At 65.3% G+C, this 21,844-nt stretch carries 19 protein-coding genes and 1 pseudogene; 12 read left to right on the plus strand and 8 right to left on the minus strand.

The window, feature by feature from the left end:
• Positions 1–5: 5 nt before the first annotated feature.
• Positions 6–662 (minus strand): PEP-CTERM sorting domain-containing protein, encoded by a 657-nt coding sequence (locus HUX88_RS17025; RefSeq protein WP_117014321.1) that lies wholly within the window; start codon positions 660–662, stop codon positions 6–8.
• A gap of 409 nt (positions 663–1,071) precedes the next feature.
• Here HUX88_RS17025 and HUX88_RS17030 point away from each other — a divergent pair, with 409 nt between their 5' ends.
• From HUX88_RS17030 to HUX88_RS17040, 3 genes are all read left to right on the plus strand, one after another.
• Positions 1,072–1,572 (plus strand): hypothetical protein, encoded by a 501-nt coding sequence (locus HUX88_RS17030; RefSeq protein WP_117014320.1) that lies wholly within the window; start codon positions 1,072–1,074, stop codon positions 1,570–1,572.
• Between the two features lie 140 nt (positions 1,573–1,712).
• Positions 1,713–2,255 carry an FxDxF family PEP-CTERM protein gene (locus HUX88_RS17035; RefSeq protein ID WP_176362531.1) on the plus strand — a complete coding sequence of 181 codons (543 nt, stop codon included), beginning with the start codon at positions 1,713–1,715 and terminating at the stop codon, positions 2,253–2,255.
• Between the two features lie 116 nt (positions 2,256–2,371).
• The gene (locus HUX88_RS17040; protein WP_176362532.1) at positions 2,372–4,315 is read left to right on the plus strand and encodes a GAF domain-containing sensor histidine kinase; all 1,944 of its coding nucleotides are present in this window, start codon (positions 2,372–2,374) and stop codon (positions 4,313–4,315) included.
• 4 nt (positions 4,316–4,319) lie between these two features.
• Here the strand turns inward: HUX88_RS17040 and HUX88_RS17045 are convergent, their stop codons facing one another.
• From HUX88_RS17045 to HUX88_RS17055, 3 genes are all read right to left on the minus strand, one after another.
• Positions 4,320–5,237, minus strand: a complete 918-nt coding sequence (locus HUX88_RS17045) for an S-adenosyl-l-methionine hydroxide adenosyltransferase family protein (RefSeq protein ID WP_176362533.1) — start codon at positions 5,235–5,237, stop codon at positions 4,320–4,322.
• Positions 5,238–5,249: 12 nt separating this feature from the next.
• Complete coding sequence (locus HUX88_RS17050; protein WP_176362534.1) at positions 5,250–7,751, minus strand: TonB-dependent siderophore receptor; 2,502 nt, start codon at positions 7,749–7,751, stop codon at positions 5,250–5,252.
• Positions 7,752–7,842: 91 nt separating this feature from the next.
• Positions 7,843–9,348 (minus strand): DUF3369 domain-containing protein, encoded by a 1,506-nt coding sequence (locus tag HUX88_RS17055; RefSeq protein WP_176362535.1) that lies wholly within the window; start codon positions 9,346–9,348, stop codon positions 7,843–7,845.
• A 239-nt stretch (positions 9,349–9,587) separates the two neighbouring features.
• Between HUX88_RS17055 and HUX88_RS17060 the strand changes: the two are divergent.
• Positions 9,588–10,256, plus strand: a pseudogene (locus HUX88_RS17060) (DUF1016 N-terminal domain-containing protein).
• 33 nt (positions 10,257–10,289) lie between these two features.
• Here the strand turns inward: HUX88_RS17060 and HUX88_RS17065 are convergent.
• Positions 10,290–12,212, minus strand: a complete 1,923-nt coding sequence (locus tag HUX88_RS17065) for a PhoX family phosphatase (RefSeq protein ID WP_117014314.1) — start codon at positions 12,210–12,212, stop codon at positions 10,290–10,292.
• 218 nt (positions 12,213–12,430) lie between these two features.
• On the opposite strand from HUX88_RS17065, the gene HUX88_RS17070 reads away from it, so the two are divergent.
• The gene (locus tag HUX88_RS17070; protein ID WP_176362536.1) at positions 12,431–12,922 is read left to right on the plus strand and encodes a DUF3016 domain-containing protein; all 492 of its coding nucleotides are present in this window, start codon (positions 12,431–12,433) and stop codon (positions 12,920–12,922) included.
• Positions 12,923–12,931: 9 nt separating this feature from the next.
• Here the strand turns inward: HUX88_RS17070 and HUX88_RS17075 are convergent, their stop codons facing one another.
• The 3 genes from HUX88_RS17075 to HUX88_RS17085 form a co-directional block, all read right to left on the minus strand.
• A complete protein-coding gene (locus HUX88_RS17075) occupies positions 12,932–13,375 on the minus strand; it encodes a thioesterase family protein (protein ID WP_117014313.1) in 444 nt (147 codons plus the stop codon).
• On the minus strand, positions 13,375–14,073 hold the full coding sequence (locus HUX88_RS17080) for a dienelactone hydrolase family protein (protein WP_117014312.1): 699 nt from the start codon (positions 14,071–14,073) through the stop codon (positions 13,375–13,377). The genes HUX88_RS17075 and HUX88_RS17080 overlap by 1 nt, the downstream gene beginning before the upstream one ends.
• An 81-nt stretch (positions 14,074–14,154) precedes the next feature.
• The gene (locus HUX88_RS17085; protein ID WP_176362537.1) at positions 14,155–15,783 is read right to left on the minus strand and encodes a M28 family peptidase; all 1,629 of its coding nucleotides are present in this window, start codon (positions 15,781–15,783) and stop codon (positions 14,155–14,157) included.
• A 73-nt stretch (positions 15,784–15,856) separates the two neighbouring features.
• Between HUX88_RS17085 and HUX88_RS17090 the strand changes: the two genes are divergently transcribed.
• From HUX88_RS17090 to HUX88_RS17120, 7 genes are all read left to right on the plus strand, one after another.
• Positions 15,857–16,663, plus strand: a complete 807-nt coding sequence (locus HUX88_RS17090; RefSeq protein ID WP_176362538.1) for an SDR family oxidoreductase — start codon at positions 15,857–15,859, stop codon at positions 16,661–16,663.
• 135 nt (positions 16,664–16,798) lie between these two features.
• On the plus strand, positions 16,799–17,095 hold the full coding sequence (locus HUX88_RS17095) for a hypothetical protein (protein WP_176362539.1): 297 nt from the start codon (positions 16,799–16,801) through the stop codon (positions 17,093–17,095).
• A 39-nt stretch (positions 17,096–17,134) separates the two neighbouring features.
• On the plus strand, positions 17,135–17,395 hold the full coding sequence (locus tag HUX88_RS17100) for a hypothetical protein (protein ID WP_176362540.1): 261 nt from the start codon (positions 17,135–17,137) through the stop codon (positions 17,393–17,395).
• Positions 17,396–17,755: 360 nt separating this feature from the next.
• A complete protein-coding gene (locus HUX88_RS17105) occupies positions 17,756–18,466 on the plus strand; it encodes a hypothetical protein (RefSeq protein ID WP_176362541.1) in 711 nt (236 codons plus the stop codon).
• Between the two features lie 143 nt (positions 18,467–18,609).
• Positions 18,610–18,918, plus strand: a complete 309-nt coding sequence (locus HUX88_RS17110; RefSeq protein WP_176362542.1) for a hypothetical protein — start codon at positions 18,610–18,612, stop codon at positions 18,916–18,918.
• 40 nt (positions 18,919–18,958) lie between these two features.
• Positions 18,959–19,183, plus strand: coding sequence for a hypothetical protein (locus HUX88_RS17115; protein ID WP_176362543.1), 225 nt, complete (start codon positions 18,959–18,961; stop codon positions 19,181–19,183).
• A gap of 226 nt (positions 19,184–19,409) precedes the next feature.
• The gene (locus HUX88_RS17120) at positions 19,410–21,650 is read left to right on the plus strand and encodes a DEAD/DEAH box helicase (RefSeq protein WP_176362544.1); all 2,241 of its coding nucleotides are present in this window, start codon (positions 19,410–19,412) and stop codon (positions 21,648–21,650) included.
• Positions 21,651–21,844: the final 194 nt, after the last annotated feature.

Raw genomic sequence — 21,844 nt, forward strand, 5'->3', positions numbered from 1 at the left:
CTATCTTAATAAAAGCGCGGATTGGATTGGTGGTGGCCGCGGCGGCTGGCGAGACCCAGCAGACCGAGGCCGGTCAATAGCATCGCGTAGGTGCGGGGCTCGGGGACCGCCGCGATGTACGAATGGTTGTCCGACTCGAAGGCGTTCTGGTTGGACGAGAACGTGACACGGGTGATGGTCGTGCCGCTGTCGGTGAAGAAATTCATGTAAAAGCCGGTCTGCTGGTTGCCGTTGGCCAGCAGGCTGGCGGCCGACGCCATGGCGTCGCCGTTGATCTGCAACACCATGGTGTTGCCGCTGTACAGGGTGACGATGTTGTAGTTGTCCGGCGAGCCCATGTAGTAGCCGAAGTAGCTCACGCCGACGCCGCCGAAGGTCACGCTGGACGACGAGGGCTGGCCGTTGCTCACGCCGACCGAGAAGAAGGCGGTGGCGTCGCCCGGAGGCTGCGCCGCGTAGCCGGGATTGCCCGGCGACGGGATCAGGGCGCCGGCCTGGTCGTAGGTGGCGAAGCCGGCCGGCAGCAGGCCGTCGTCGAAGGTGTTGGTGGTCACGCCGGCGACCGCGGAAGTGATGCCGCCGGTCGCGGTGTAGGTCACGGCGGCGCCGGCGTTCAGGGCCGCGCCGGCCAGGCCGAGGGCCAGCAGGGTTTTGGTGATCATTTGGACGTTCCTTATGCGGAAGCTCACGGGCGCTGGCGCCCTGCTTGCCATTGTTATTAGCAATTGGAAACTAGTGATTCAAGATTGATAATAATCATATTCCTATGACAATGCCTCATCAAATTTAGAATGTTTCTTCGGTTTTTGTGTCTGGCGCGGCCGGAGTGTGAACAATAGATGCCGAGGGGAATTGAGCATGTCGCCCGCCGCTGGGGGGCGCACCGGCCGCCGCCGCCAACTAGTCAAACGCATGCCAGTGCCGATGTAACAATTTCGTGTAGAAAAACAAACACGGCCGCGCCGGCCCGCTGCGGGCGATTTTGCGCTGGCGGCGCGACTTTCTATTGTTGTTGCGGGGCCGGCCGCTTATCATTTCACCCCCATCCATCTTTCCAGGCGAGCCCACAGCATGAGCGCAGACTATCCCGACACCGAACAGCAGCAGGACGACGACGCCCCGGTCCAGGAGGCGCGCGTATGGCAGGGGAACGGCTGGACCGCGCGCGTCATCAAGAACGACGACGACGAGGGCTGGGCGGTGGCGATGATCAAGGACGGCGAGCCGGAACCGGCGCTGGTCGGCCCGTGGACCATGGGGCGCGACAAGAAGAACCCCAAGCCGCTGGACGTGAACGCCTTCAACACGCTGGTCAAGACCGCCAACGAGGTGATCCGCCGCCACGAGCAGCAGCTGCACGCGCAGCTGCACAAGAACGTGTTCGTCAACGGCGAGGACGGCCAGGTCCGGGTCAACCTCGACATCGTGCCCGACGAGGACGACCCCTACGCCACGCTGAGCGCCTTCGACCCCTACGGCGAGGAGCTGGCGCGGGTGCGGGTGGCGCCGACTTTTAAGCTCAGCGTGAGCAGCGCCGCGGCATGGATAGACAGTGGCTATCGAAAGCCATAGTTACCTACGTCATTAGTTCTTTACTAGAATTAAGATTTCGTTAAATAAACGTGTAAGTGGATGTAACATTCAATTGTGCGGGGCCGGCTGGCGTGGACGAGGCTGCTACATTTTGAACTCCCTTTTTTTAGGAGTTAGAGATGATGAAAATCAAAGCCCTGGCTGGCGCCCTGGTCATGACCGGCGCCGGTTTCCTGTCGCAAGGCGCGCTGGCGGCCGACATCAGCAATCCCGACACCCCGCTCAACCTGAGCAGCGGCGCGGACTTCGTTGGCCACCTGATCGGCGGCAACCACCAAGGCGACACCTTCGCCGACAAGTACACCTTCACCCTGACCGGCGCGTCGACCATTTCGGCCGATGTCTACTCGCACACGGGCAACGCCAAGAACGGCCTGGACATCACCGGCCTGAGCCTGTACAACGCCGGCGGCCTGCTGATGGCGGGCACCCAGCTGTCGACCGGCGCCACCGACCAGTGGCAGCTCGACTCGGCCATCCTGGGCGCCGGCAGCTACTACCTGATGGTCAGCGGCAGCGCCGTGTCGCAGTCGGCCGGTTCGTACTCGTCCGGCGTGTCGGTGACGGCGGTGCCGGAACCGGAAACCTATGCCATGCTGCTCGGTGGCCTGGGCCTGGTCGGCGCGGTGGTCCGCCGCCGCAAGCAGTCCGGCAACGCGTAAGCTTTCGCCGCGCGTGCGAACAGCCAGGCCGTCGCAGGACGGCCTGGCTGTTTTGGTTTCGGTGGCCGGGGCGTGCTAGTATTTCCTATGCGCATTAGCTCACACTAGGAAAATCGATGGAAAGTCGCCTCACCCGCCTGGAAGCCGTCCAGACCATGTTGCTTGAAATCGGGCAGAAGTCGAGCAGCTGCACCGATATCAGCGAGTTCCTGCAGGCCGTGCATGCGGCGCTGGGACGCATCATGTACGCGGCCAACTTCTTCGTGGCGTTGAGCGACCGCGACGGGCCGGTCAACCAGGTGCGCTTCGTCTACTTCGTCGACGAAGTGGACGACCCGCCCAGCCGCGACGCCTTGTTCGAGCTGGTCGAGGGCGAGTCGCCGACGGCCACCGTGATCGCCACCCGCGAGCGCATGGTGATGACGGCGGCCGAGCACCTGTCGCGGCGCGAGGCGAACGCCGGCTTCGGCATCGGCACCATCGCCGAGCACTGGATGGGCTGCCCGCTGCTGGACCAGAACCACCAGGCGCTGGGCGCGATCGTGATCCAGAGCTACGACAAGCAGCACACCTTCAGCGAGGAGGACCAGGCGCTGTTCGCGCTGATCGCCAACCACGTGTCGAGCGCGCTGCAGGGCCTGCAGAGCATGGACCGGCTCGAGCGCGCGGTGCAGGAGCGCACCGCCCAGCTGTCGCACGAGGTAGCCGAGCGCCGGCGCGCCGAGGCCATCCAGCGCGCGCTGTACGAGCTGGCCAACCTGTCGGCCACCGCCACCGGCGGCAGCCGCCTGAACATGCGGCTGCACCAGATCATCAGCGAGCTGGTGCCGGCGCAGAACTTCCTGATGGCGCTGTACCACGCCGACACCAAGGAAATCAGCATCCCGTACTTCGTCGACCAGAAGGACGAGCACGCGCCGGTCAAGCGCTTCGACTACGGGGTCGGCATGTCCTCGTACATTTTGCAGCGCAAGCAGGCCATGCTGCTCGACCGCGCCGGCTTCCAGGCGCTGGTCGACAGCGGCGAGATGGAGCACCCGCTGGGCAACACCGACATCGCCAGCTGGATGGGCGCGCCGATGCTGCTGGGCGACGTGGCCTACGGCGTGATCATCGTGCAGAGCTACGACGAGACGGTGACCTACACCCAGGCCGACCTCGACATCCTGGCCTTCATGGCCAGCCACGTGGCGGTGGCGATCGCGCGCATGCAGGCCGACCGCGAAATCCGCCGCGCCAAGGAGGCGCTGGAGGAGCAGAACGCGGCGCTGGAGAACGCGCTGACCTCGCTCAAGGACGCGCAGGGCGAGCTGGTGCGGCAGGAGAAGCTGGCCTCGCTGGGCCGGCTGGTGGCCGGCGTGGCGCACGAGATCAACACGCCGCTGGGCATCTGCGTGACGGCCACCAGCCACCTGGTGGAGGAGCTCAAGCTCACGCGCGAGGACATGGCGGCCGGCACGCTGGACGAGGACGGCCTGAACCAGTTCTTCGACATCATCGCGCAATCGCTGCGCATCATGACCACCAACACCCAGCGCGCGGCGGCGCTGGTGCGCAGCTTCAAGCAGGTGGCGGTGGACCAGTCGTCCGACGACATCCGCAGCTTCAACCTGCGCAAGTACCTGGACGAGGTGCTGCTGTCGCTGCAGCCCAAGCTCAAGGGCAAGCCCATCGCCGTCGAGATCGATTGCGACGAGCACATCAACATGGCCAGCTTCCCCGGCGCGGTGTCGCAGATCGTCACCAACATGGTGGTCAATTCGCTGGTGCACGGCTTCGAGGAGGGGCAGTCCGGCAAGATCAAGATCAGCGGCAAGGTCGACGGCGACTTCGTCGACTTCCAGTTCAGCGACGACGGCGCCGGCATGGACAGCGCCACGCTGGCGCAGCTGTTCGACCCCTTCTTCACCACCAAGCGCGGCTCGGGCGGCAGCGGGCTGGGCGCGCACATCCTGTACAACCTGGTGACGGGCGCGCTGGGCGGCACCGTCAAGGTGGTCAGCGCGCCGGGCATGGGCTTGCACTACAAGCTGCGCTTCCCCAAGGTCAAGCGCAAGTAGGGGCTTACTTCGAGGCCTTGCTGATCTCCACTTCCCAGTCCACACCCGAATCGATGTGGTGCTGTTTGGCGTAGTTGCCCTGGCTGACGGCCACCGCCACGTCCAGCAGGCTGTTCAGGTAGACCAGCGGCTTGCCTTGCGCCACGCCGCCGAAGGTGTGCTCGAACGGCGCCACCACCTTGTCCACCTGCTTGCCCTTGTGCAGGATGCGTACCTGCACGCGGTCGTGCACGCCGATGCCCAGCTCGTCGAACAGCGCTTTCGGGATGTTGGTCCAGACGTTGCCGTACTTGATGTCCAGCACCGGGATGATGCCGCGCACCACCTTGCCCTGGCGGACCGCCTTCTGGTACGGGATCTTCACCACCGATTCGCTCGGCAGCACCGGGCCGACCTGCTCGTAGCTGATCGCGCCCGAGGCCAGCCGCGCGCCGACGTAGGCGTACACGTCGCGGCCGTGGAAGGTGTAGGACTCGCCGGAGCCGGCCAGGCGGTTGACGTTCTCGTCGATCTCGCGCAGCTCGGCCACGCCGTCGCGCTCGGCGATCAGCGTGAACAGGCCGTTGTCGGGACCGACGAAGTATCGGCCCTGCTTGGTCTTGAGCACCACCGACTTGCGCGTGGTGCCCACGCCCGGATCGACCACCGCCACGAACACGCTGCCCTGCGGCCAGTAGTTGGCGGTCTGGTACAGGCGGTAGGCGCCCAGCCAGATGTCGTAGTCGGGAATGTTGTGGGTCAGGTCGGAGACGTTCAGCTGCGGGTCGACGCCGTAGGCCACGCCGTGCATGGCGGAGACGGCGCCGTCCGAGGTGCCGAAGTCGGTCAGCAGGACCAGGGCGTTGCTGGCGTGGGCTTGCGCGGCCATCAAGGTGCTGAGGCAGACGGCGGCGAACAGGGCGGAAATGCGGTTGAGCTTCATGGAGTCCTCAGGTTAGAAAGTGTAGCGCAGGCGGCCGTAGAAGTACGCGCCGTTGACGCCGATCGGGTTGATGAAGTTGTACGGCAGCGCGCCGCCGTAGGTGGCGTTGTTGGTCTGGCGCACGCGCTCGGGATAGCGGTCGAGAATGTTGTCGCCGCCGACGGCCAGGGTCAGTTGCTTGCTCAGCTTGTACTGCGCCTCCAGGTCCACCGACCAGACCGCGCCGAACGATTGCGCGTGCACGCCGTCGTCGAGCGGCGCGTCGCTGTCGTACGAGAAGTCCTTGAGCGGGCCGAAGCGCGTGGCGCGCGCCAGCAGGCTCCAGCGCGCGGCCTGCCAGTCGGCGCTCAGCACCAGCTTGCTGGTGGGCGAGGCGTGGCGGATGCGGTACAGGCTGGTGTCGGTCAGCAAGGTCAGCGATGGATCGATCGCGGCCAGCGCGGCCGAGCCCTGGCGCACGCGGTCCAGGCGGGTCTTGTTCAGGTTGAGAGCGGCGTTCAGGTCCAGCTTGCCGCCGGCGAAGGACAGGTCGTGGTTCAGCACCGCGTCCAGGCCGGTGGTGCTGGTGTCGAGCAGGTTGGCCAGGTAGGCCACCGACTGGATGTCGCCGCGGCCGATCGAAGCCAGGTAGGCGGTGGCGGCGTCGCTCTGCAGGTCGCTGGTGCGGGTGATGCGGTCGCGGATCTTGATGCGGTAGGCGTCCAGCGTGAAGCTGGTGTTGCGCTGCGGGCGCCACGCCAGGCCCAGCGACAGGTTGGTGGATTTCTCGGGCTTCAGTGCCTCGGCGCCGAAGCTGCGCGCCAGCGGATCGCTGGCCGGCAGCAGCGAGGCGGTCTGCAGGCCGCTGCCGTCGCTGTTGAAGTTGAGCGTGGAGAAGCGGAAGCCAGTCTGCACCAGCGCCGGCGCGCGGAAGCTGTTGGACAGCGAACCGCGCAGCAGGAACGACTCGCTCAGCTTGTAGCGCGCGGACAGCTTGCCGGTGCTGGCGCTGCCGAAATCGCTGTAGTGCGAGTAGCGGGCCGCAGCGCCCAGCAGCAGGCGGCTGGTGAGGTCGGTTTCGGCGTCGGCGTACACCGAGCGGATCGAACGGCCGCCGTCGAAGGCGTCCTGCGGGCGCAGGCCGGGGCCGGCTTGCGCGCCCGGCGGCGCGTCCGTGACGGGGCCGGCCGCGTAGGAGGCGGCGTCGCCCGGCGAGCTGCGGTAGGTCTCGTGCATGACTTCGGCGCCCAGCGCGAGGTTGAGCGGCGCGCCCAGGCCCAGGTCGAGCTCGCGCGTGAGGTCGGCGTTGAGCGCGTTCTGGCGGAAGTCGAAGTCGGCCAGGTGGAAGCTGGTCGGGCTCTGCGCGCCCAGCGAGGCGTTGGCCGAATGGTCGAGGTCGTAGCGGAACAGGTTGGCGCCGTGGCGGGCGCTCAGGTCCCAGTTCCAGCCGGCGCGGGTGAAGCGCGCGCCAGCCACGACGCTGACGTCGCTCATGTCGCCCTTGGTCACCGGACGGTAGCCGGCCGGGTACAGCGCCGGCACGTTGGACGGGTCGCCAGGGTAGCGGAAGTAGGCGCTGCCGTCGGACTTGCGCTGGTTGACCGTGGCGAAGGAATAGGCGTCGACGCCGTCCGCCAGCGGCAGCAGGGCGTTGTAGAACAGGTAGTTGTTGTTCTGGTGCGAGTCGCCGGATTTGAACACCACCTTGCCGTCCAGCGCCAGGTCGGCCGGGGTCGAGTTCCATGAGGTCCAGCCGGCGTCGCTGAAGCCGGCGCGCTGGGTCGGCGCGCGGCTGCGGGTGTCGAAGCCGAAGCGCAGGAAGCCGGCGTCGCCCAGCGGCACGCCGTAGTCGGCGCTGGCGGTCTTGGTCTGGCCGTCGGTTTTGGTCTCGTTGGTGGGCTTGAAGTCGGTGTGGTTGGCGCCGTAGCCGAGCGAGGCCGAGCCGCCGCTGCGGGCGTTCTTCAGCACGATGTTGATGACGCCGGCCACGGCGTCGCTGCCGTATTGGGCGCCGGCGCCGTCGCGCAGGATCTCGATGTGGTCGATGGCGCCGGGCGGAATGGCGTTGATGTCGACCGGCACCGTGCCGGCGAAGCTGCTCTCGGTGTCGAGCACGGCGCTGGCGTGGCGGCGCTTGCCGTTGATCAGGACCAGCACCTGGTCCGGCGCCAGGCCGCGCAGCTGCACGCCGCGCACCGAGTCGGAGGCGCCGCTCGATTCGATGCGCGGGAAGTTGATCGACGGCGCCAGGTTCTGCAGGGCCGCGCCCAGTTCGCCGCTGGCCAGCGCGTTCTCCACCTCGCGCGCGCCGAAGCGGTCGATCGGCACGGCGCTGTCGTACACGGTGCGGTTGCGCGCGCGCGAGCCGACCACGGTGACCTGGTCGATGGCGGCGTCGGCGGCCGGCTGCTGCTGTGTCGGTTGCGTCTGCTGCGCGTGCAGTCCGGGCTGCGCGGCAAGCAGCAGCGCGCAGGCGAGTACGCTGCGGCGCAAAGGCAATGGGGGGAGGGCGTGCGGGCGGCTGTGCTGGGGCATTCTGGATTCCTTGCGTGGTCTGGACCGGACCACGATCTTAATGGCAAGGAATTCAGTTTAACAACAACCGATTGTGTATATGCTTATGTTGTCAGTCCGGGAAGCGCTCGTTGATGGCGACCGCCTTGTCGATGTTCTGGCACAACAGGTCGACGTACAGCGGGTCGAGGTGATGGCCGGCCACTTCGCGCAAATGCGCCACCACCTGGTCGATCGGCCAGGCTTCCTTGTAGCAGCGCTTGTGCATCAGCGCGTCGAACACGTCGGCCACGGCGACGATGCGCGCGTACAGGTGGATGTCGTGGCCCTTGAGGCCCTGCGGATAGCCGCTGCCGTCGAATTTTTCGTGGTGCTGGTGGGCGATCACGGCGGCCGCCTTCAGGATCGGGCGCTGCGAGCCGTCCAGGATGGACAGGCCGACGGTCGGGTGCTGCTTCATGATTTCCCATTCGGCCGCGTCGAGCTTGCCCGGCTTGAGCAGCACCGCGTCCGGCGTGGCGATCTTGCCGATGTCGTGCATCGGCGCGGCGTGGCGCAGCACGGCGGTCTCGTCCTCGGGCATGCCGGAGGCCTGGGCCAGCAGGTGGCACACCTCGGACATGCGGCGCACGTGGTTGCCCGCCTCGTTGGAGCGCGACTCGACCACGTCGCCCAGGCGCAGGATCAGCTCGGCCTGGGTGTCGGTGATCTCCTGGGTCAGCAAAATATTATCGAAGGCGATCGCGACGCCGGAGCAGAACACTTCCAGCAGCTTGGTGTCGATCTCGGAGATTTCGTCGACGCCCTTGAGCACCAGCAGCGAGGCCTTGCCGCTGCTGTTGGGGAAGTAGCCGATGTAGGTGTCGCCCTCGACGCGCGAAATCTTGTTGCTCTTGGCGGCGTCGAGCTGGGCCAGCACGTCGGGGCTGAGCAGGGCGCCGTCCTCGTCGCCGATCTGGGCCAGGATTTCGTAGTCGTTCTCGCCGGTGATGGCGGTGGCGCCGCGCAGGCGCAGCAGCATGCTGTGCTCCAGGCGCAGCAGCGCCACCACCTGCTGCAGCAGGCCGTTGGCGAAGTCCTTCAGGTTACGCTGCTGGAAGATGTGGGCCGAAGCGGCGATCACGCGCTCCAGGCCCTCGCGGTAGTTGAGCTGCTGGCGGCGGGCCTCCTCGACCTTCATGATGTCGCGGTAGGCGCGCAGCGCGGCGAAGGTGGTGGTGAACAGCTTGGTGCGGTCGAGCTCGGTCTTTTCCTTGTAGTCGTTGATGTCGTAGTTGACGATCACGCGTTCCTCGGGGGCCTGGCCGGGCTGGCCGGTGCGCAGCACGATGCGGGTGAACTGGTTGTCGAGGTCCTCGCGCATCCAGCGCGCGACCTCCAGGCCGCTGTCTTCCTTCTCCATCACGACGTCGAGGAACACCAGCGCCACGTCGGCCTCGCGCGCCAGCACCTCCTTGGCCTCGGCGCCGCTGTAGGCGTGCACGAAGCTCAGGGCGCGGCCGTCGAGACGGAAGCGGCTCAGGGTCAGCTTCGTGATGTCGTGGATGTCCGGTTCGTCGTCGACCAACAGGACTTTCCAGGGCGCTAGCTTAGGCGAGGCAGCAGACAAAAAAGACATAGGGACGAGTTCCGCAAAATGGCACTACTGAATGAGTTTTTCGATTGTAGTCTTACCCACTGATATTAACAACAGGCAACAAAAATTCCTGCTGCTTTGCACAACACTCCCGTGATGTCTGCGGGCGGTCTTATTGTACGGCGCGCTGTGGCGCGACGGCGCAGCGTTAGTCATCTGTAACGCCTTTGTGCAACCGAAACAATACTTCGTTTTTGGCAATATTGCTATCTCCGTGAGAAATATTTTATCGGGGTGTGCAACAAGGGGGCGGCGGGGGGCGTTGCGCTTACTTTGACGCGGGTCTAAGGGCGTGCCTCGCGCCGGGCTGCCGTGCGCGCAGCGTAAATGCGGTGATGACCGCTGCCTATTGGGAGATTGGCCGGCGGATTGTCGAGTGCGAACAGGAGGGAGCGGACCTTGCGGCGTATGGCGATGAACTGATGCAGCGCCTTTCGGCTGATTTGAGCAATCGCTTTGGTCGTGGATTCAGCAGGCAAAATTTGCAACAAATGCGTAATTTCTATCTATTCTGGCCGGAAATTCGCCAGACGGTGTCTGGCAAATTCACGTCGGAAATTCTCCAGACAGTGTCTGGCAAATTCACTTTGCCTTGGTCGGCAGGGGGCGCAGCCGCAAGCGGACGATGTCCTCACGCCGGAACAGGCGATCAAGGACCCCTTCGTGTTGGAGTTCCTCGATTTGAAGGACGAATATTCTGAGTCCGATCTGGAGGACGGAGGAAAATCCGCCCGTCGGCTTGATACTGTGCGCCGCCCGCAGCGCGCTATGCGCTCGACGCCTTGCCCAACAAGATTATCGCCGCCGAATACCAGATGCTGCTGCCCGACGAGCACCTGCTGGTCGCCCGGCTGGAGCGCTGGACGCAAAAAAGCCCGCAAGGCGCTTGACGCGCGTTGCGGGCCGGGACAGCTGGGGTGACTTTAGTTCAGCGTCGGGAAGCCGGTCAGGTAGCCGACGGCGGCGCCGAAGCGGTCGCGGTAGTTGGCGCGGATCAGCGGGTCCAGCGTCGGCTGCACCTTGCCGTGCAGCGCCGATTCCCAGTCGCCCGGATGCTGGAAGTTGCTCATGATGTAGGCGAAGCCGTTCATGTCATCGACCGCGTGCAGGCCGGTCGACTCCGCGCCGGCCGGCGTCGACAGCACGCGCGTCAGCGCCTTGGTGTCGACGTTGTAGGCCCACAGGAAGTTGTTGACGTGCAGGCCGCTGTCCTCGCCGATGAACAGGGTGCGCAGCTTTTCCGAGAACTTGATGTTGTCCGGATTGGCGATCTTGTCCGGATTGGCCAGGTTGCCCAGCGCATCCGGCGTGGCCAGGTCCTCGCCCACCAGCGCCGGCACGGCGGCCATGTCGACCGGCACCCATTCGCTGTTGATGGCGGCGCCGGTGTCGTCCACCTGGCCGGCCTTCAGGTTCAGCGCGTACACGATGCCGGCGCTCGGGCCCTGGATCTTGATGCCGCCCGAACCATCCTTCATGGCGCCGTTGATGTAGCTCATCGCCGAGTAGGCGATCTTGTCCTTGGCGTTGACGGTCGTGCCTTCCATCTTGGTGAAGCCCATGCTGCCGCCCTTGAACGCGGCGTAGCGGTGGGTCTCCAGGAAGGCCGCGGCCTTCTCCTTGCCCGGCACGATCTTGATCCAGTTGGTCTTGCCGCTGAACGGGATCTTGGTGTAGGTGGCGTCCGATGGATCGCTGGTCTTGACGCTGAGGATGTCGGCCGCCTTGAGCGAGTCGGCCAGGGCCTTGATCTCGGCGCTGGTGGCGCTGCCCAGCTTGATCCACGACAGCGTCGCCGAGCCGCCGTTCTCGGCCGTCTTCTGCGTCCACTTGGCCACGTACAGGGTGCCGCTCGACAGGTCCTGCGCCTTGTCGGCCACGAACATGAACAGGCCGCCGTTGGTGGCGTCGTCGCCCATCAGCGCGGTGCGCTCGTCCGGCATCACCTGCACCAGCTCGTGCGAGATGCGGCCCATGCAGTAGTGCTTCTTGATGCTGCCGGTGCCGTCCGGGTTGACGGTGATCTCCGGCATGTGGCCGTAGTGGTAGGGGTTGGCCTTGGTGGCGTCGCCGAACAGGTTGGTGCTGAAGTTGGCGAACTGGGTGTTGCTGGCGATGCTGGTCGCGTCCGGCTCGTATTCCTCGCTCGACAGGTGGGTGTTCCACGGCGAGCGGCTGGCGCCGCAGGTGATCCACAGGCCGTTGACGCCGGCGGTGTTGACGTTGTGGTACTTCACCAGCGACAGCGCGCCGGTGGTCTTGTCCTGGTCCAGCGTCAGCACGGCGATCGGCGACGGCAGCATGCCGTACATCGAGTCGCCCTTGACGTTGCGGGTGGCGTACTCGAACTGCACCACGGCGAACACGGTGTTGCCCTTGATGCCGGGCACGGTCGGCGCGGCCAGCTTGAGCAGCGAGGTGCCGTCCGGGCAGTCCGAGAAGAACTGGCGGCCGCCGGCGTCGGTCTTGTCGACGATGGGCTGGTTGTTGATGTTGTAGTAGCCTCCGGCCAGGATGGTGCCGCCGCTGCCGTTGGGCACGTTGGCGCCGGTGATGAAGAAGGTCTGGTAGGCCAGCGAGTAGGGCTGGGTCTTGCCGTCGGAGTAGGTCAGGTTCAGCGTCGAGCCGACCGTGGTGGTGGCCATGGCGGCGGCGTTGGCCAGCGATGGCGCGGCCATGCCGGTGAAGGTGACGGACAGCAGTTGCGGTGCTTGCGCGGCGGTGTCGCCGCCGCCGCAGGCCGACAGCAGGGCGGCGGTCGCGCTGCCGCCTGCCAGCGGCAGCAACGGCGCGCTGGACAGGAACTTGAGGATGCTGCGGCGGGACAGATCGAGGGACTCGGTCATGGGAAAATCCTGTTGTAGTTGTGGCCATTCCATGTGCCGGCGCCGGGCGCGGCATCATGCGAGGTGGTGGCTGCACCTCGACGGGCGTAATATTAAGGATTTGATATGACAGGGGCGTGACATCGGGCCCAGGTAAGTTCGGTAACAAAGCAATTCAGCGCGGGCCATCGCCGGCGAAAAGGGCTATATTGAAAGCATCAACCGTGAAGGAGAAGCAAATGCGAGCACTCACCCGTACCATGCTGGCCGCGTCGTTGGCGCTGCTGGCCGGCGCCGCCTGGGCCGACGTCAGCGTCAGCTACGTCAAGCCGGAGGACTTTGCCGACATGCCGCGCAACGCCATCGACCGCGAGCGCGTGCTGAAGGATTTCAGCGACTACTTCGCCACGCTGAACAAGAAGCTGCCGCCCGGCCAGAACCTGAAGATCGAAGTGCTGGACATCGACTTGGCCGGCCGCATGTGGCCGCGCCGCAATGGCGGCGAGGATATCCGCGTGCTCAACGGCGGCGCCGACTGGCCGCGCATGCACCTGCGCTACACCCTGGAGCAGGACGGCAAGGTGCTGCGCAGCGGCGACGAGCAGGTGTCGAACATGAACTACATGCAGGGCTTCAGCCGCTACAGCGACGGCGACACCCTGCGCTTCGAGAAGCAGATGCTGGACGACTGGTTCAACAAGACCATCGTGCCCAAGGTGGCCAAGCGCTGACGCGCGGCGTCAGCCGATGCGGTTGACCTTGGGGAACTTGGCCAGGAACTCCGGCGCCATCGGCGTCACCTGGCCGCTCTGGTAGTTGAAGAAGACGAAGCCCGACTTGGCCATCGCCACCAGCTTGCCGTCCTTGGGGCGGGTCACGCGGAAGGTGATGTCGCCGCCGTACTGGTTGAAGTCCATCACGCCGATCTCGAACAGCAGCTGGTCGCGCGCGTGGGCTTCGGCCTTGTAGGTGGTGGCCAGGTCGGTGACGATGATGCCGACGCCGTCGCTGCCGGTTTCCTGCACGCCGAACTCGTACAGGAAGCGGGCGCGCGCCTCGGAGATCATCGAGATCATCGAGTCGTTGCCCAGGTGGTTGGCGCCGTTGATGTCGGTCACGCGCACCGTCAGCTGGGTCGAGTAATAGTATTGGTCCTCGGGGAAGGCCAGCGTCAGGCGCGCCATTACAGCTGCTCGCCGATGAACAGCAGCGTGTTGCCGTGCGCCTGGGCGGCGGCGCGCTGATGGTAGGACGAGCGGTGGTTGCAGTTGAAGCCGTGCTCCGCGCCCGGATAGACGTGGATCTCGACCTGCTCGTTGTCGCCGAAGCGCTCGGCGATGCTTTGCACCGCGGCCGGCGGGATGTGGCTGTCGGCGCCGCCGAAGTGCATCAGCACCGGCACCGTGATCTCGCCGGCGCGGTCGAGCGCGTTCTGGATGCCGCCGCCGTAGTAGCACACCGCCGCGTCCACCAGGCCGTTGGCGGCCGTGTGGTAGGACAGCTTGCCGCCGTAGCAGAAGCCGATCGAGGCGATCTTGTCGCCCACGCCGTCCAGCGCGCGCAGCGCCTTGACGGTGGCGGCGATGTCCGACTGCGCCAGCGCGAAGTCGTTGGCGTTCATCAGTTCGACGGCGCGCTTCCAACCGGCGTCGTCGTAGCCCAGCTCGATGCGCGCGCCGTGGCGCCAGAACAGGTCCGGCGCGATCACCACGTAGCCGTCGGCCGCGTACTGGTCGGCGACGTTGCGGATATGCTGGTTGACGCCGAAGATCTCCTGCAGCAGCACGATGCCCGGCCCCTTGCCGCCGCGCGGCAGCGAGACGTAGGCACCGAAGCTGCCGTCGGCGGTGGCGATGTCGATCCAGTGGCTGTTGGTTTCCATGATGTTCCTTGTGCGGTGGTTCGGGGAGCGGCCATCCTACCCTGTTTTGCGCGGCGGCGCAGCGTCGCCGTGTGCTCACATCTAGCGCTTGACCTTGCCGAAGGCGTCGCCGGCCTTCCAGCTTTGCATGGCCGGCGCGTTGCCGACCGCGTAGCCGAGGTTGAGCGTGAACTGCGCCTGCTGCACCATGCCCGACAAGTCCCAGTCGGCGTGGTATTCGTCGGTGACCTGGTGGTAGTCGTTTTTGAACGCGACCAGGCGCGCGGCCGATGCCGCCGGGTCCTTGACGAACTCGAAGTGGCCGTCGCCGGAGAACACCGCCGAGCCGACGTTGAACGCCGGCACGCCGGCCTTGGCGAAGTTGAAGTGGTCGGCGCGGAAGTAGGCGCCGGACAGGTCGGGGATGGCCGGCGCCAGCTTCAGGCCCATCTTGCGGGCCACGCCTTGCGCCGCTTCGTACAGGCTGCTGCGCTCGGCGCCGGCGACGCCGATGTCGCGCGTGAGGCCGACGAAGTTCATGCTGTCCAGATTGAGGTCGGCCGTGGTCTGCGCCAGCGGCCAGGCCGGGTTCTGCACATAGGCCGCGCTGCCCAGCAGGCCCTGCTCCTCGGCGGCCGGCCACAGGAAGACCTGGGTGCGCCTGGCCGGATGCTTGACCGCCTCGGCCGCCATCGCCAGCAGGGCGGCGGCGCCGGAGGCGTTGTCGATGGCGCCGTTCCAGGTGTGGTCGCCGCGGTCGTCACGGCGCACGCCTTCGTCCATGCCCAGGTGGTCCCAGTGGGCCGAATAGACCACCGCCTGCGTTTTCAGCTTGGCGTCGCTGCCCGGCACGATGCCGGCCACGTTGAACTGCTCGATCTGGCGGATCGCGCTGTGCACCTCGGCGTGCACACTGGTCTTCAGGTCGACCGGGCGGAAGGCGCGGGTCTCGGCCTGGGCGCGCAGGGCGTCGAGGTCGAAGCCGGCGGCCTTGAACAGGGCGCGCGCGGTGTCCTCCTGCAGCCAGCCTTCGACCGGATTGCCGGCGCCGGCCAGGTGGAAGCGCTCGTGACTGAAGCCGTTGGCCGGCACGCTCCACGGATAGGAGGCGGACGGCGTGGTGTGAATCAGCAGCACGCCGGCCGCGCCCTGACGCACTGCCTCTTCGTACTTGTACAGCCAGCGGCCGTAGTAGGTGTAGGCCTTGCCGGCGAAGCGGTTCGGCTCCTCGGCGGTGGGCTGCGGATCGTTGACCATCATGACCAGCAGCTTGCCCTTCATGTCGACGCCCTTGTAGTCGTCCCACTTTTCTTCCGGCGCGATGGCGCCGTAGCCGACGAACACCAGCGGCGCGTCGATGGTGAGATCGGCCTTGCCGGCGGCGGTGCCGAACACGATCTCGCTGCCGTTCTTCGGCGTGATGCTCTTGCCGTTGGCGTCGAAGCGCACGAAGCTGCGGTCCAGCAGCTTGGTGCCCTCGATCTTGACCGGCATGCGGTAGCCGCCGCCGGCCAGCGGCTTGAGGCCGATGACGGCGGCCTGCGTCTCCAGATAGCGCACCGCCAGGTCGCCGCCGCGCTGGCCCGTGCCGCGGCCCTCGAACAGGTCGTCGGCCAGGAAGGACAGGTGGGCGCGCAGCGGCACCTCCGTCAGCACCGGCGCCTGCTGGGCGGCGGCGTGGAGGGAGGCCAGACCGAGGCCGGCGGCGATGGCGAGTACTGGAAGACGCATTTTTACTCCGTAATGTGTGAATCTGTGCAGAAGCGGGCTATCTTACTGTACTTGCCAAAATAAGGGATAGCCTATGAAAGTCATCATCATCACCGGGAGTTCGGACGGCATCGGCGCCGAGATGGCGCGCCAACTGGCGCGCGCCCATGGCGGCGGCGTGGCGCTGGTGCTGGCGGCGCGCAACGCGGCGGCGCTGGAACAGGTGGCCGCCGATTGCGCGGCGGCCGGCGCGCAGACGCTGGTGGTGCCGACCGATGTGTCGGTGCAGGCGCAGTGCACGGCGCTGGTGGCGGCCTGCGTGGCACGCTTCGGCCGCGTCGATGCGCTCATCAACAACGCCGGCCGCTCGGCGCACGCGCTGTTCGAGGAAGTGGCCGACCTGGCGTGGTACGAGGAGCTCATGAAGATCAACCTGTGGGGCAGCGTGTGGTGCACGCATGCGGCGCTGCCGTACCTGAAGCAGTCGCGCGGCAGCATCGTCGCCGTGTCGTCGCTGGCGGGGCTGGTCGGAGTGCCGGGACGCACCGCCTACGGCGCCACCAAATTCGCCATGAGCGGCTTCTTCGAGGCGCTGCGCGTGGAACTGAAGGCGGCCGGCGTGAGCGTGACGATCGCCTATCCGGGCGTGGTGGCGACGCAGATACGCTATCGCGGCTTCAACGCGGCCGGCGGGGCGCTGGGCAGCAGCAGCCTGAAAGAGGACAAGGCGATGCCGGTGGAGGAGTGCGCGCGGCTGATCGTCGACGGCATGCAGGCGCACCGGCGCGAGGTGGTGATGTCGGCCAAGGGCAAGCTGGGACGCTGGATGAAGCTGATCGCGCCCGGTCTGGTGGAGCGCATGGCGCTGGCGGCGCTGAAGGACGAGGTGAAACCGCATTGAAGGGCGAGTTGTAAGCGAGTGTAAGAGTCGGTAAGAGGTTGTAATGGGCGTCAACTGATCGATGGCTTGCGCCGTTTTTTGCTCATGCGACACGGGATAGTCCCGATGCCGAAACCCAGAAAAAGGAAATACATCATGACCAAAATTATCGCTTCCCTGATCGCCGGCCTGTTCGCAACCGCAGCATTCGCACAAGCGCCAGTCGCCGCCACCACCGCTCCAGCCGCCAAGCCGGCTGTGGTGAAAACCGAAGCGAAGGCCGAAGTGAAAGCGCCTGAAGTCAAAACCGCCGATGTCAAGACCGAAGCCAAGGCCGAAGTGAAGACCGCGAAGACCAAGACGCATCACAAAATCAAGGCAGACAAAGAACCCAAAATCGCAGCGCCAGTCGCCGCTGCGAAAGTAGACACCAAAGTAGCAGCAGCCAAGTAATTCAATAAACGATATAAATCAATTTAAAGGAATCGCATCATGAAAAAAGTAATCGCCACCCTGATCGCCACCCTGTTCGCAGGCGCCGCATTCGCCCAGGCTCCAGCCGCTTCGGCGCCAGCTGCCGCCGCCGCATCGACCCCGGCTCCAGCCGCATCGGCGCCAGCAGCCAGCGCACCGGCCAAGAAAGTGCATCACAAGAAGGCAAAGACCACCAAAGCCGCCAGCGCACCGGCAGCTTCGGCACCAGCGGCTTCGACCCCGGCGCCGGCAGCATCGGCTCCAGCAGCCAGCAAGTAATCCGCCGTATCGCGGAACGCAGCGAGGCTTCGGCCGGAATGCCGCCCAGTTCACACTGGGCGGCATTTTTTTCGTTCATCCCGATCACGTCTCAGACATATGCAGGGCGGGGTCTATTTTTTCGGCTTTTACTAAAACCCGCTAACCATTACTACCCAATGCTAACCATCGATATTTCGTGCGACTCCGCGCTATTTTCGGAACTAAAAAATACTAATCGCCTCTAACGAATACAGGCCGAGAAAATTAGTAACGATTAGCGTTCGGCACGGAATTTTTAGTACGTGATAGCGCTGTGTAGTACAGGTTAGCGGTGGTTAGCAGCGCTTAGTAAAAAACCGATTTTAGAGAGCCCCCCCCATGCCTACCTCGCCCAAGATCAAGCCCACGTACAACCTCCAATTCCCCATCCGCGTACCGGACGACGTGCTCGTCGAGTTGGGCGAATTCACCGGCAATTTCTGGTCGGATTCCCTGGCGCAGGAGCCCTTCGTTATCGAAGCGATCCGCAACTACATCAATCCGCCGCCGCTCGCCCCGCAGCAGCCCGCAGCGGCATCCGAGGCCGGATACCAATGGAAGCAGGTCTTTCTTCCCGAGGGCACCAGGCTGCGCGCCAGCTTCGGCAGCAAGCCCTATTTCGCCACGGTGGTGGGGGCCGAAATCAAATATGAAGGGCACGCGGTATCGCCATCGTGCTTCGCGAACCTGCACGGGAGCGGCAACCGCAATGCGTGGAAAGCGGTGTGGCTGCGTCTTCCCGGCAGCAGCGAATGGTTGCTGGCCGACGTCTGCCGCTCGGCGCGAAAAGCCGCGATAGTACGACTGCACGAGGGAGGCGCACAGGCAGACCGCGACCCGGCCGAAGGCGAACGCGCGCCGGCGCCGCCATCTGCGCGCCAGCCCGCAGCGCGCCATCCCCCGGCCAGTCAAACGTGGCCGCGACCAGCCGTAGGCCAAAGCAGCGCACCGGCGGCGCAAAAGAGTGACGCTCAGCGCAGGTCCGGCTCAGGAAGCAGCTCCCGTCGCAGGAAGCGTCGGGCGCTGAAGAACAAGGCGAACCCGCACTGAGAGTGTTTGCGGCGAGTTGTAAGCGAGTGTAAGAGTCGGTAAGAGGTTGTAATGAGCGTCAACTGAACGATGGGCTGCGCCGTTTTTTGCTCATGCGACACGGGATAGTCCCGATGCCGAAACCCAGAAAAAGGAAATACATCATGACCAAAATTATCGCTTCCCTGATCGCCGGCCTGTTCGCAACCGCAGCATTCGCACAAGCGCCAGTCGCCGCCACCACCGCTCCAGCCGCCAAGCCAGCCGTGGTGAAAACCGAAGCGAAAGCCGAAGTGAAAGCCCCTGAAGTCAAAACCGCCGATGTCAAGACCGAAGCCAAGGCTGAAGTGAAGACCGCGAAGACCAAGACGCATCACAAAGCCAAGGCAGCCAAAGAATCCAAGGACGCAGCGCCAGTCGCCGCTGCGAAAGTAGAACCGAAAGCAGACACCAAAGTAGCAGCAGCCAAGTAATTCAATAAACGATATAAATCAATTTAAAGGAAATCACATCATGAAAAAAGTAATCGCCACCCTGATCGCCACCCTGTTCGCAGGCGCCGCATTCGCCCAAGCTCCAGCCGCTTCGGCACCAGCCACCGCCGCCGCATCGACCCCGGCTCCAGCAGCATCGGCGCCAGCATCGAGCGCACCGGCCAAGAAAGTGCATCACAAGAAGGTCAAGGCCACCAAAGCCGCCAGCGCACCAGCAGCATCGGCTCCAGCAGCCAGCAAGTAATCCGCATCCGCTAGTGCAGGACGTGCCGCCCCGGACCTCTGGCCTGGGCGGCGCAAGAAAGAAGACAGGCTCCGGCCTGTCTTTTTTTTGGGGGCGGCGAACGTCGCGCTTTTGCTGACAAATGGCCGTTTTTGCCCAAAAACCGGCCCAAAGCGTCGATAGAGAGTAAACTACGCACAAATTTCTTTCGCAATTAGGCGATTCGAACATACTTGTGAGTGACGCCATGTCTGAAACCCCAACCTCCCCCATCACCCTTTTTTCCGATCTGAACCTCAGCGCGCCGTTGATCAAGGCCCTGAAGGAAGTCGGCTACGAGTCGCCGTCGCCTATCCAGGCCGCGACCATCCCGCTGCTGCTCGATAACCTGGACGTGCTGGGCCAGGCGCAGACCGGGACGGGGAAAACCGCCGCCTTCGCGCTGCCCATCCTGTCGCGCATCGATATCAAACAGACCACGCCGCAGGCGCTGGTGCTGGCCCCGACGCGCGAACTGGCGATCCAGGTCGCCGAGGCCTTCCAGACCTACGCCAGCCATATCCCCGGCTTCCACGTGCTGCCGATCTACGGCGGCCAAAGCTACGGCCCGCAGCTGTCGGCATTGCGCCGCGGCGTGCACGTCGTGGTCGGCACGCCGGGCCGCGTCATCGATCACCTGGACAAGGGTTCGCTCGACCTGTCCAAACTGAAAACGCTGGTGCTGGACGAAGCCGACGAAATGCTGCGCATGGGCTTTATCGACGACGTCGAACGCATCCTGCAGGAGACCCCGGACTCGCGCCAGACCGCGCTGTTCTCGGCGACCATGCCGTCGGCCATCCGCCGCATCGCCAACACCTATCTGCGCAGCCCGAAGGAAATCACGGTCGCCGCCAAGACCGGCACCGCCGAGAACATCCGCCAGCGCTACTGGCTGGTGTCGGGCATGCACAAGCTGGACGCGCTGACCCGCATCCTGGAAGCGGAGAACTTCGACGGCATGATCATCTTCTCGCGCACCAAGCTCGGTACCGAGGAACTGGCCAGCAAGCTGCAGGCGCGCGGCTTCTCGGCCGCCGCCATCAACGGCGACATCCAGCAGGCGCAGCGCGAGTGCACCATCCAGCAGCTCAAGGACGGCAAGATCGACATCCTGGTGGCGACCGACGTCGCCGCGCGCGGCCTGGACGTGGAGCGCATCAGCCACGTGGTCAACTACGACGTGCCGCACGATCCGGAAAGCTACACCCACCGTATCGGCCGCACCGGCCGCGCGGGCCGCAGCGGCGAGGCGATCCTGTTCATCACCCCGCGCGAAAAGAACCTGCTCAAATCGATCGAGCGCGCCACCCGCCAGCCGATCGGCATGCTGGAGCTGCCGACCATCCAGGCCGTCAACGACGTCCGTATCGCCAAGTTCAAGTCGCAGATCAGCGAGACGCTGGCCCAGGGCGAGCTGGAACAGTTCCAGTCGCTGATCGAGGACTTCGAGCGCGAACAGAACATCCCGGCGATCGAGATCGCCGCCGCGCTGGCCAAGATGGCGCGCGGCGACGTGCCGCTGCTGCTGGATAAAAAGCAGCAGGTGGCCGCGGCGACCTGGGACGAGCGCCCGGGCCGTCAAGTGGGCTTCGAACGCAACGACCGTGGCGACCGGGCCGACCGTTTCGAGCGCGGCGACCGCGCCGAACGCAGCGAGCGCTTCCCGAAAAAGGAACGCATCGTGCGCGCCGCCGATCCCGGCATGCAGACCTTCCGCATCGAAGTGGGCTACCAGCACGGCGTCAAGCCGGGCAACATCGTCGGCGCCATCGCCAACGAGGGCGGCATCGACTCCAAGAACATCGGCCGCATCGAGATCTACGACGACTACAGCGTGCTCGATATGCCGGACAGCCTGACCGCCGACGTGCTCGAACACCTGGCCGGCATCAAGGTGGGCGGCCAGCAGCTGCGCATCAGCCGCGATAACGGCGATGCCGCGCCGTCGGCGCCGTCGGCTGCACCTGCGGCCCGTCCGGTGCCGGCCCGCGCGCCGGCCGCCGCCAAGGCTGCGCCTTCGGCCGCTCCGGCCGCATCGCCGCTGGCCAAGGCCGCGCGCGTGGAGTCGACCGAGGTGGAAGCCGAAGCCGCGCCGAAGAAGAAAAAGGAAAAGCCGGGCAAGGTCACGCTGCCGATGAGCGCCTTCCGCATCGAGGTGGGTAGCAACCATGCGGCCACGCCGTCCAACATCGTCGGCGCCATCGCCAACGAGGCGGGGCTGGAGGCCAAGCATATCGGCCGCATCGAGATCTTCGACACCTACAGCATGCTGGAGCTGCCGGACGGGATGCCGCCGGATCTGTTCAAGCACCTGGGCAAAGTGTGGGTCGGCGGCGCGCAGCTGAAGATCAGCCACGCAGACCGCATGCCGCCGGAGTCCGGAAAATCGACGCCGCCTAAAAAGCCGGCGCCGGGCGCCAAGGACAAGTTCAAGAAAAAGTACTGATCGGGTACTGAGTACGCAAACGACAGGGCCGCAAGGCCCTGTTTTCATTTGGGCCGCCTGCACGCGCACGGTGCGCCCGGCCGCCGCCATGCACCACAAGCACGCCTGGCGCGAACCCCGGCGCCGCCGCTTTCATAGGAGAGCGGCGGCTGGCCCACTTATTGCATTGGATCAAGGGAACCGACAAATCGTTG

The sequence above is a fragment of the Duganella sp. BJB1802 genome (assembly GCF_013369445.1).
Taxonomy (GTDB): Bacteria; Pseudomonadota; Gammaproteobacteria; order Burkholderiales; family Burkholderiaceae_D; genus Rugamonas; species Rugamonas vulcania_A.